Source organism: Tolypothrix sp. VBCCA 56010 (assembly GCF_050875635.1).
Taxonomy (GTDB): domain Bacteria; phylum Cyanobacteriota; class Cyanobacteriia; order Cyanobacteriales; family Nostocaceae; genus Hassallia.
The window spans coordinates 25,602-37,007 of the sequence record NZ_JBPAOH010000071.1 but is presented as its reverse complement, the minus strand read 5'-3'; the positions used below and the strand labels follow the sequence as shown (position 1 = coordinate 37,007).

Genomic DNA, 11,406 nt, shown 5'->3' with positions numbered 1-11,406 from the left:
GGAATGGGAGGAGGTCAGAATTAGAAGGACATGTGGCGTCTGGCGGAGGGACGTTCCGGCGGAATGTTTGTAGGAGAGACGCTCCGGCGGAACGTCTCTACCAAAAATCGGGGTGATTTAACCGATAAAGGGTACACCTGATACAGCGATCGCACCCGCAATTGCACTAGCTGCGAGGGATGTTAAAGCTGTACCAAATAACCACCAAGCTGCACTGGCAACGGTTTTCTTGGTTTCTTCGGCTTGCTTTTTCGCTTGGTCTTTAATTGCCTTTAAACGTCTTTGTGTTTCTTTTTGGATGCGTTCGGCTTGGTGCAAAACGCTATCGCGTGAGGCTTCGATTTGGTCGATAATCTTATTAGCTTGCGCTTCGGAAATATCTTGACGCGAACTAATGATAGAAACTAAAGTACCACGGTCGAATTGACTCAAGCGATCGCGCAAAGCTTCAAACCCAGCTTGGGGATCGTCAAACACTTTCGTAACGTCTTGCTTAATTCCTTCGTAGTTGAGTTCGGGACGATCCAGCGCGTTGAGATAGTCGCGAATTTTCCCGAAAGTTCCCTCAACTATTGATTGCACTTGTTGCTGAATCTGTTGGTACTGTTCTACAAGTGAGTTGCTAACCGATTCGATTTGGTCTACAATCCGGTTTGCTTCTTCTTCGGAAATATCCTCACGTTGAGATAGCAATGCAACTATTGATGAACGGTCGATTTTAGCAACGCGATCGCTTAAACTTCCAATTCCCGCACGGGGAGAAGACAACAACAATTGTAAATCGCGCTTGATACTATCTGGGTTAAGTTCTTCTTTGTTAGTGTTCCGCAAATAGTTTTCTAGATTCGCTTCAAAATCTAAAGCTTGTTTGGTAGCACGATTTGCAAAGCGACGCGGTGCTTTTACAATGCTGTCAATCGCTGATTGTACTTCATCGATTATCTGATTAACTTGTTCTTCGCTTAAGTTTCCGCTGGAGGTGACAAGTTTAGTTAAGGTTTCTCGATCGACTTGCGATAAGCGATCGCGTAAAGCAGAAGCACCTTCTCTGGGATCGTCGAGAAATTTTTCTAAATCTGCTTTGATACCTTCTGGATTCAGTTCTTCCAGATTGGTGTTGCGAAGATATTCACCGATTGCTGTTGTCGTTTGTTCGTATTGTTGTTTCGCTTGATCCGCGACTTTTTGCGGTGCTTGTAAAATGTTATCGCGTACCGATTCCAAATTATCGAGAATTTGGTTAAGCTGTTCTTCGCTTAAATCTTGACGCTGACTCAACAGTTGAACAAGTGTATCGCGGTCAAATTGCGATAAGCGATCGCGCAGTAAGCTGATTCCGGCTTGTGGATCGTCGAGCAATACTTTAAACTCGCGTTTTATCGCTTCCGGATTGAGTTCTTCTTTGTTCGTATTTTTGAGATACTCTTCTACTTTTTGACGCACTTCATCAGCTTTGCCTTTTGCTTGTTCTTGCAATTCTTGAGCGCGATTTAAGACATTATCGCGAGTACTTTCGATTGAACCAACAATATTATTAGCTTCTTCATCGCTGATGTCTTCACGTTGCTTCAGCAATTGTACAAGAGTGTCGCGGTCAAATTCTTTGAAGCGATCGCTTAAATCTCCAAAACCCGCTTTTGGATCTTCCACTAACTTCGCAAAATCGCGTTGAATACCTTCTGGGTTGAGTTCTTCTTTTCCAGTCGAACGCAGATAATCTTCGATGCGGGTGCGGAAGTTTTGATTTTGTTCTTTGCCTTCAGCTTGCCGAACAACTTCTAAAACTTCGTTGCGATCGCTTTCCAATTGCTCGGAAATTTCTTTGATCCGCTCTTCGCTGATATCACCACGTTGCTTCAGCAAGTTGGTAAAATACTCTAAATTGAGTTCTTCTAATTGCTGTCTTACTTTTCCTGCATCTGCGTTTTGGTCATAAATCACATCTTTGAATTCATCTTTAATCGTCAGCCGATTAAAATGCCAAGGCAACGAATTCAAAATGTACTCTTCTACATCTGCCTTAATAGTGTTAGTCGGTGCTGCTGGCAATTTTCCAGCTACTTGCTCAGTTGCTTGTTTGCTTAACTTTTGTAGTTGTTGTGTGATTTTATCAACATCTACATCCTTAAATTGTTCTTTCAACTTTTGCAACTGAGGTGTGATTTTATCCAAATCTATATTCGATAGATTTGCGTTTTTCAACACTGCTGGAACTGCGGCACCCAAGCCTAATTCAATAGCTTGTTTCATCACACCATTGCCTTGCTTGCCGCTACCACCACCAGATGTAATCAATTCCTGGAGCTTTTCACCTAATTTATCAGAATTTAGGTCTTCCGGAGTCGCCGAATTGAGCAAATTCAGCACTTGCTCTGTGGGATTTTGGCGATTTAAAACTTGTTGCCAAGCACCTTCTAGTTGGTCAGCAATGCCATTAATGTCTTCTTGAGAAAAGTCAGAACGACTGCTGATTAAATCAACAAAAGTCTGGCGATTAATATTTTTCAAAACATCGCTATCGCCGATAGATTCTAAATCACCATCTTTCAGCAACTGGTCAAATTGATTGCGAATATCTTTGGTATCCAGCTTTGGTAATTGCAGAGAACTTAAAGAACTTTGCAGCGTATTTTTGATACTGTCAGAATCAAAACCAGAAGTTAATTCGCGACGAACTGCGGCTGTAATATCTTCTGCTGTAGAAACCATTTGATTTTTAGCAGCATTAGCACCTAAAGCAGCCGTTGCTGTTCCCATCATTCCTTGAAAGCCAGCACTTGCAGTCTTTACAAGAGAACCAATTAATGAACCTACGGCTGTTGATCCTAACCAAACTATTAGTGAAAAGTAGGCAGACCAAATAACTACACCAATAATTGCTCCTAATACTGCGCTACCAATTAAGCTCAGTTTTACTGCTAGAAAAGAAGCAGCGAATAAGGCAATACTTGCAGTTATCAGTGCCCAAGTTCCTACTTTTGCTTCAACTCCACGAATTGTACTACCCAAACTTTGGGAATCATCATCAGATGAGTCACCCCCTAAAGCAGCGATTCCCACAGCTACAGAGAAGTTTGTTAATAAAAATTGGAAGGCAAATGCCATCAATACACCAGATAGCATTGCTACCAAAAACTTAGGTCCCGAAAAGGCTACCGAAACTTCCGGAATTACAACTGCCTGAGCAACTGGCATTGATTGTAATCCGTGTTCGTATAACTTTAAAGCTGTTTGGAAACTGGAAAACATATTATTTTCTCACTTTCGCACTATACTATTTCAGGCTAACGACCAGTTATCTTGATATACACTGACTTCGGTCATAAATATCCTTATCAAAAGTAGTAGTTTTGCAGGCAGTTATCAAATTAATTTTTGATACATTTCTTAAAATAAACTCAGAAACACAAATTTTATTTTTATATATAGATGAAACAAGCAAGTTTTTGGTTTGTTGTTATTAACATATAGGTACAAGAACTTATATCATACTCAAGATAGAGGTAAAAGTTCTTCCAAGGGATTGATGACGAGTTGACTAAGAAAATTTACAAATAGAATTATTCAAGCCAATAAAGAAAGAAAAATATTAGTATTGGAGAATTTGCAAATGGTTGTGGGAGTACATAGACGCGCTGTAGGCGTATTTGCTCGTCGCCGGGATGCAGAAGAGGCGCTACATGAACTGAAAAAATCCGGCTTTGATATGAATAGAGTGTCTGTGGTAGTGCAAGATGCAGACGGCGATCAAAATATTGCAGGTGCGGAAGTTAGAGAACGTGTTGGCGATAAATCTGACGAAGGTGCGACAGTTGGTGCTGTGACTGGCGGTACTTTAGGCGGATTGACAGGCTTGTTAGTTGGTTTGGGGACTTTAGCAATTCCGGGAATCGGACCAATTATGCTGGCTGGGGCAACAGCAACCGCCTTAGCAACAACTTTAGCAGGTGCCGGTATTGGTGCGGTAGCTGGTAGTTTGTTGGGTGGATTGATTGGTTTGGGAATTCCCGAAGAACGAGCCAGAGTTTACAACGATCGCGTACAACGAGGACAATATTTAGTTATCCTTGATGGCACAGATGCGGAAATTGCCGAAGCGGAAAAAATTCTGCATACCGGCGGTATAGAAGAGTTTGGCATTTATAACCATCCAAATAGCCCCCCAGTAACTTCAGGTGTGGTTAGTAGAGATGTTGGTGTTACTGGTGTTGGTACTCCTGTAAGCACCACCGCACCTCTGCATAGAAAACGTGCGATCGGTGTATTTTCTCATCGCCGCGATGCAGAAGCCGCAATTGGCGATTTGCGCGATGGTGGAATATCGCTGGATCATGTTTCGATCATCGGTAAAAATGCTTCGGGCGATCGCGTCGGTGGTGTAAGTGTAAATGACCGTCTAGACAATACCAAAGCCGATGATGGCGCAAAAGCAGGTGCAGTTACAGGTACTGCATTAGGCGGTTTAGGCGGCTTATTAGTTGGTCTTGGCACCTTAGCGATTCCGGGAGTGGGTCCTGTACTAGTAGGTGGTGCGGCTGCAACTGCTTTGGCTACAGCTTTGACAGGTGCTGGTATTGGTGCAGCAGCTGGCAGTATAGCTGGGGCATTAGTTGGCTTGGGAATTCCGGAAAAAAATGCGAAAGTTTATAATGATCGCATTAACAGAGGCGATTATTTGGTAATTGTTGATGGTACAGATGCAGAAGTTCGCCGCGCTGAAGAAATTCTCAGACGGAGACATGTTGAAGATTTTGGCATTTATGATGCTACCGATTTAGACCGTCCAGGCGATCGTTCAGTTGTTGCTGAACCAGCACCATTAAATCGGGGATTTGTTGAACCAACACCTGTTGTTAACACTAACGCACCTCTGCATAGAAAAAGAGCGATCGGTGTATTTTCTCATCGTCGTGATGCAGAAGCTGCAATTGGCGATTTGCGCGATGGTGGAATATCGCTGGATCGTGTTTCGATTATCGGTAAAAATGCAGACCACAACCTAGGCGATCGCGTCGGTGGTGTAAGTGTAAATGACCGTCTAGACGATAACAAAGCCGATGATGGTGCAAAAGCTGGTGCAGTTACAGGTGGTGCGTTAGGCGGATTAGGCGGCTTATTAGTTGGTCTTGGTACCTTAGCGATTCCCGGAATCGGTCCGGTATTATTAGGTGGTGCGGCTGCAACTGCTATAGCTACCGCCTTGACAGGTGGCGCAATTGGTGCAGCAGCTGGGGGTATAGCTGGGGCATTAGTTGGCTTGGGAATTCCAGAAAAAAATGCTAAGGTTTATAACGATCGCATTAACAGAGGCGATTATTTGGTAATCGTCGATGGTACAGACGCAGAAGTTCACCGTGCGGAAGAAATTCTTAGACGGAGACATGTTGAAGATTTTGGCATTTATGATGCTACCGATTTAGACCGTCCAGGCGATCGTGGAGTTGTGACTCAACCAACATCAGTAGTTAACACTACTGAAACCAATTACGTACCGCCGATCGATCGCGACGATCCCGCAGTCATCATTATTGACCGTCGGGATGAAACTGTCTTATAACTTATTACCTCTCGTTTTTGAGCATAACCTGTTACCGATTTTAAAGCATTGCCAGGTATAACTTAGAAACGAGAGAATAAAAAACTTCCTCCTCACCACTTCACAATTTACCCGTTTCTAGTAACAATTAAACAAATGAAAAAGCTAACTCCTTTCTTTATTAGTGCTTTATTACTTTTTGGTGCTGCTGCTTGTCAAAATCCCGCTAAAACCAGCGCGGATGCACCAAATGATACTAATAAACCTGTATCTCAAACCGAAGCCCCAAGCGTACAAGCAACTGAAGCTGCGAAAGAAGACGCTCAAAGTGAAACCCGTAGAAGACAACTAAATGCCGACATTCAAGCACGCGAACAACGGAATAATGTGACTGGTGGCGATACCGACAGAGCTGTAGGCGACCTGAAAAGTCAAGTTCGCTCTAAATTGGAAGCTAACATCCCCAACGGTAATTTAGCAGTTGATGCTACAGAAAATGGCACAGTAACTGTTACCGGAACTGTAACTAATGAAGCCCAATTAGCTAAGATTGAACCTTTATCTAAAGAAATTAAAGGTGTCAAAAAGGTGGAAAATAAAGCAACCGTGAAGAAATAAGCAAAACTCAAACATTGTTTTCCATTTTCATTCAACAGGAGAAACATGGACGCAAACTTACAACAATCGGAATACGCTACTCCCGCTTCACCAAAGGAAATGGCAGCAATTGAAGGTTCAAACCCGCAAAATCTGCCAATGCTACCACCTGTTAGCGAACCGGAAAACCAATTGCAGGAATTTGGACAACAAGTTTCGGACTTTTTGGCGAAATTGCCGGAAAACATAGGTAGATTCTTTAACGAATACAAGAAACCAATTATCAACGTTGGTTTATTTATAGCAGCAATTGTCGCAGTCAAAATAGTTCTGGCAATATTGGATGCACTCAATGACATTCCGCTGCTATCTCCAACTTTTGAGTTAGTAGGAATTAGCTACTCTACTTGGTTTACTTTCCGCTATTTACTCAAAGATTCGACTCGGCAAGAATTATCTGCTAACATTGAATCGTTCAAAAAACAGACTTTTGGCAGCAATGTTGACCAAATGTAAATTAACTTTTGCCGATTAGCTTTCTGGAAAATTTGTCTGGAGAATAAAGGCATTTAGAAATGAAATATCTCTTTCGCCTTTATTTTTTCCAGACAAATTTACTAAAATTAAATGTTGTGTCCTCAATCCTTTTTGCTTGTTTGTGGTCAAGTCGAAATCAACTTTCTGACTTGACCATATTCTTATACAGTATAAGTAGCGGCATTGCCCAAAATTACATACACCAAAACGCACAAAAATCCATCTTCCTTAGTTAAGATTTTTTTGCGAAAAATCTTTGCATATATTGAAAAAATCTACCTAATGATAGAGAAACAAAGTGAGTTGATTGAGTTAATTCCTTTCTAAAGATAGTGTAATTTTCATAACAAAAACCTTTAATCTAGTTTATAAAGTTATTCAATCAGTTGAAAAAGGATTTGATTTATGGCTGAGGAAAAGTTTAATAAAGCAGTAGATTCATCCGATCGCGCCAAAGAAGATAATTACGATAGAGGTATTGTGCCTGCGGAAACTGCGGCTCGTAAAGAAAGAGAAGGAGATCAATTTAAAACAACCCCCACCGAAGAAAGAGAAGCAAGTGCGATCACCGACGACCAAACCCACCCTGGTGACAGCATCCGCACCACAGACGGCTACACAACCGATAAAGAAGGTCTGTTGAACAACCACGCAATCGAACCGGAAATGTACTACGAAACACCCGGAGACGCACGCCAAACAGAAGCAGCAGATCAAGCAGAACGTGTTGAAGAATTTGAAGAAATCAACGAAGACAAGCAAGGAGAATTGAGCGAAACAGGTGACAAACGCGGTAGAGGTCCGGGCGGCGTTTAGTTTTGTAGCATCCAAGTTTCTCTGATGATTATACGGCATTCTCTGTGCGACGGTCGGGAAGAAAGCCCCGGTCGTCGCTTATTTCGATAACGGTGAATTATCGTAATTTGCCAAAATATCAGCCGGATCGTCGTAAATAGCGATCGCTTCTTCAAGTTGACTATCATCAAAACCACCACAGCGTACCGCAATTACGCTAACTCCTGCCTCTTTTGCCGACTGAATATCATACGGTGTGTCACCCAGCATGACAACTTCATCTGGCTTTTTATTTAACTTTTTGAGTGCAGCTTCGACAATATCTGGGGATGGTTTAGAAGATTCGGCATCGCTGGAAGTTGTAGCCTCTTCAAGTAAATCATCAACTTGAGCCGCTTTTAATAAAAGAGAAAGTTCTTCACTGGTAGCTGAACTGGCAATAATTAGCCGCAAACCTTCATTTTTCATCTTTAACAGCAATTGCCGCGAGCCGTTAGCAGCAGGCAGATTTGGTGCATACTTATTGATAATCAGTTCTTTGCGTCGGTCAGCGATCACCTTTCCCTCACCTGACTCACCAGAAAGTTGAGAAATCAGTTTCGGGACAACTTGATCCCCTCCCATCCCAATTAAAGGTCGCACTTTATCAAAAGATACTTCATATCCAAAGTCCTTAAACGCCTCCACCCAAGCTTTAGCATGAGCATCATTACTTAAAACAAGTCTGCCATCAACATCGAGAATTACCGCTTGCAGTGTCATTGTGATATTTTTGACTGAGAAACAACTTACGCATCTGCGTTACTCTAAATTACTCAGAAATAGATGCCTTGACCTCTTCCTAAATCCTTACCTTTAATAAATAAAAATTAAAAAAGCACTCTTATCGCCTGTAGTGTTTTGTATGTAATTAGTTTATAGTGGGGGCAAACAGCACTACTCTCAAATCCAGTTTATATAACTTATAGATAGATGACGTGAGCGCAGTTGACCATAGAAGATTCTTATAATACAACCCCTACATAATCTCAATAAAAATGAATTTACAGCTTGACCTTTTCCTCACCGCTAATGCAGCAACCGAAAAAGGTTTGATCAAGCCCCTCGGTCATCACGAGTTGCTTCTGATATTACTGGAGTTAGCTTTGCTGCTTTTTGTCGCCAGAGGCTTAGGCGAGTTTATGCGGCGAATCCAACTACCGCCGGTAATCGGTGAACTGCTAGCAGGGGTGATCCTCGGTCCATCGATATTCGGGTTAATTCTGCCAAGTTTACAAAAGCAGATTTTTCCCCGGCTTCAGGCACAGTCAGATTTACTTTCGGTAGTCTCCTGGTTGGGAGTGCTATTTTTGCTGGTTGTAACTGGATTGGAAACAGACTTAAACTTAATTGTCCGCAAAGGCAAAACCGCCCTACTGATTTCTTTAGGGGGAATTATTGTTCCCTTTGCCACAGGGTTAGGATTGGGATGGTTTTTACCAAATAACTTTTTAGCGAATCCTAACCAACGGTTAATTTTCAGCTTGTTTATCGCAACTGCTATGAGTATTTCAGCAGTTCCGGTAATTGCCAAGGTGCTGATGGACTTAAAGTTGATTCGGCGCGACATTGGGCAAGTTACTTTAGCTGCGGGTATGACTGATGATACTCTTGGCTGGATTCTCCTTTCTGTAGTGTCGGGTTTAGCAACTAGTGGCAAATTCGATTTTGTCACAGTATTTAGGTCGGTTGCGGGAGCGGTAATATTTTTAGGAGTTGCCTTTACTATCGGGCGATCGCTTATGGCTTGGGTGTTACGCTGGGTAGATGATTACATCGGCGGCGCTACGGCTAGTTTATCAGCTTTGTTAGTTTTGGCGCTAGGTGCTGCTGCTTTGACTCACAGTTTAGGCATTGAAGCCGCACTGGGAGCTTTTGTTACCGGAATTCTCGCCGGACAATCGCCACGCTTTAGTCGAGAAGCCGGGATAACTTTGGAAGTGATTACGGCTGGGTTTCTGGCACCGATTTTCTTTGCCACAGCCGGATTAAAAGTAGATTTAGTCAAATTGTTGGCTCCGGAGACATTATTTATTGGTTTAATTGTGTTGGCGATCGCCTGTTTTGGCAAGTTCACCGGCGCTTACATCGGTTCTCGTGTCGGTGGTTTGTCGCACTGGGAAGGTATCGCGATGGGTTCGGGGATGAATGCCCGTGGCGCAATGGAGATTATTGTCGCTACTATCGGCGTTTCTTTGGGCGTGCTAAACCAGCAGATGTATTCGATTATTGTCATGGTGGCGATCGTTACTTCATTAATGGCTCCACCTTTGTTACGCTGGTCGTTGTCGAAAGTAGAAATCGGTGAAGAAGAAGCTCAACGCTTGCAACAAGAAGAACTCGCAAGCCGCAGTTTTATTAAACGCATCCGCCGGATATTGCTACCCACTCAAGGCGGACCGAATGTAAAATTAGCCGCTCAGTTAGTCAGCCATTTGGCACACCAAAATTCTCTAGAAGTTACAGCTTTGTTTGCTAAAAAAGATAAAAAAATTATAGCTAAACCCGTAAATTTACTTAATAAAACTATAAGAAATAATACCCCTGAATCAGCGATCGCCGCCGTAGCCGAGCAAATTAAACTGCCGGCGGATAGTATGTTGAACACGAAAGTAGAATCGGGAAAGGATATTGCTGACGTGATTGTTAACGAAGCCAGCAAAGGATATGACTTGATTGTGATTGGTGCAACCGAAAGTTCGCGCAAAAGCGGTGCTTTATTTAATGTGTTGGTCGATCGCGTGATTCAAGAAGCTCCTTGCGCCACAATGGTAGTCAAGTCAAATTTGCTCAAAACGAAAGATTTGGGCGAAGCGATTAACTCTTACAAGATTAGTCAGATTTTAGTGCCTACAAGTGGCGGCGAACACAGCGAATATGCAGTTGAAGTTGCTAGCACAATTGCGGCTCAAACTGGGGCGATTGTCACATTAGTTAACGTTGTGAATCGAAGTCAGCGTGAGTATATTTTGTTTGAAGAGCAGACAATGGGATCAATAAAAGATATTGCGGAACAAATTGTACAACAGCAAGCAGAAATTGGACGGGGATTAGGTGCTGAGGTGAAAACGGTAATTTTAACGGGAATTCCGGAATTAGAAATTCTCAATTTTGCCCGTTCTCAGAAAGCAGATTTAATTGTCATGGGTAGCACTATTCGGACGATCACAAATCGGGTATTTTTCGGACACCGTGCCGATGCTATTCTGAATAAGGCGCCTTGTCCGGTAGCGGTGATTACCTTAAATGGTAATTCGTCGCGTTAAGTGAAGTTGCGCTTTATTCACCCACACGCAAAAAGCCGCTGGCTCTACAAACAAAGCCTGCCGACACCACGGCTAATAGTACTCAACGCAAGCGCGGCATCAGAGGTTTGTACACGTTTCTAAACACGGCAGCGCACTCCGCATAATCCGCCAGTGCTCAACGCAAGCGCGGCATCAGAGGTTTGTACACAGGTTTGGGCTGAAGAGCGATCGCAGCATTTGTGCTCAACGCAAGCGCGGCATCAGAGGTTTGTACACTAAAGGAAATCTTGTCAGCGATCGCCTGCAATATTCCCGCGTGCTCAACGCAAGCGCGGCATCAGAGGTTTGTACACAAGTGACAAAATTCCCGGATCAACTTGGAAGGTGGTTGTGTGCTCAACGCAAGCGCGGCATCAGAGGTTTTAGCACACGATAGTAAGCGATCGCTGTCTTCGCATCCTTGACGTGCTCAACGCAAGCGCGGCATCAGAGGTTTTAGCACGCGATCGCTCGGTTGGTGAGCGATCGCTCTAATTAGTGGTGCTCAACGCCTTACGGCATCAGAGGTTTTAGCACTCGCGTACTGCATCTAAAAAATAAGTCCGGTCAATTAGTGCTCAACGCCTTACGGCATCAGAGGTTTTAGCACATCCA

General features: G+C 43.1%; 7 protein-coding genes and 1 CRISPR repeat array (1 of these 8 cut by a window edge). Of the genes, 5 read left to right on the top strand and 2 right to left on the bottom strand.

From position 1 onward, the window contains the following. Positions 1-117 precede the first annotated feature (117 nt). Positions 118-3,249 carry an MFS transporter gene (locus AABK37_RS22655; protein ID WP_432553785.1) on the bottom strand — a complete coding sequence of 1,044 codons (3,132 nt, stop codon included), beginning with the start codon at positions 3,247-3,249 and terminating at the stop codon, positions 118-120. 361 nt (positions 3,250-3,610) lie between these two features. Here AABK37_RS22655 and AABK37_RS22650 point away from each other — a divergent pair, with 361 nt between their 5' ends. The 4 genes from AABK37_RS22650 (at position 3,611) to AABK37_RS22635 (ending at position 7,486) form a co-directional block, all read left to right on the top strand. Beyond that, the gene (locus AABK37_RS22650; protein WP_432553784.1) at positions 3,611-5,557 is read left to right on the top strand and encodes a hypothetical protein; all 1,947 of its coding nucleotides are present in this window, start codon (positions 3,611-3,613) and stop codon (positions 5,555-5,557) included. 135 nt (positions 5,558-5,692) lie between these two features. After that, positions 5,693-6,154: a BON domain-containing protein gene (locus AABK37_RS22645; protein ID WP_432553783.1), complete on the top strand. Its 462-nt coding sequence runs from the start codon at positions 5,693-5,695 to the stop codon at positions 6,152-6,154. Between the two features lie 45 nt (positions 6,155-6,199). Further along, positions 6,200-6,649, top strand: coding sequence for a CAAD domain-containing protein (locus AABK37_RS22640; RefSeq protein WP_432553782.1), 450 nt, complete (start codon positions 6,200-6,202; stop codon positions 6,647-6,649). A 426-nt stretch (positions 6,650-7,075) separates the two neighbouring features. After that, positions 7,076-7,486, top strand: coding sequence for a hypothetical protein (locus tag AABK37_RS22635; RefSeq protein WP_432553781.1), 411 nt, complete (start codon positions 7,076-7,078; stop codon positions 7,484-7,486). A gap of 78 nt (positions 7,487-7,564) precedes the next feature. On the opposite strand, the gene AABK37_RS22630 is transcribed toward AABK37_RS22635, so the two are convergent. Next, on the bottom strand, positions 7,565-8,227 hold the full coding sequence (locus tag AABK37_RS22630) for an HAD family hydrolase (protein ID WP_432553780.1): 663 nt from the start codon (positions 8,225-8,227) through the stop codon (positions 7,565-7,567). 275 nt (positions 8,228-8,502) lie between these two features. Here AABK37_RS22630 and AABK37_RS22625 point away from each other — a divergent pair, with 275 nt between their 5' ends. Next, positions 8,503-10,770 carry a cation:proton antiporter domain-containing protein gene (locus AABK37_RS22625; RefSeq protein ID WP_432553779.1) on the top strand — a complete coding sequence of 756 codons (2,268 nt, stop codon included), beginning with the start codon at positions 8,503-8,505 and terminating at the stop codon, positions 10,768-10,770. A 522-nt stretch (positions 10,771-11,292) separates the two neighbouring features. Then, positions 11,293-11,406: a CRISPR direct-repeat array (repeat unit 36 nt; unit sequence GTGCTCAACGCCTTACGGCATCAGAGGTTTTAGCAC); it runs 2,855 nt beyond the window's last position.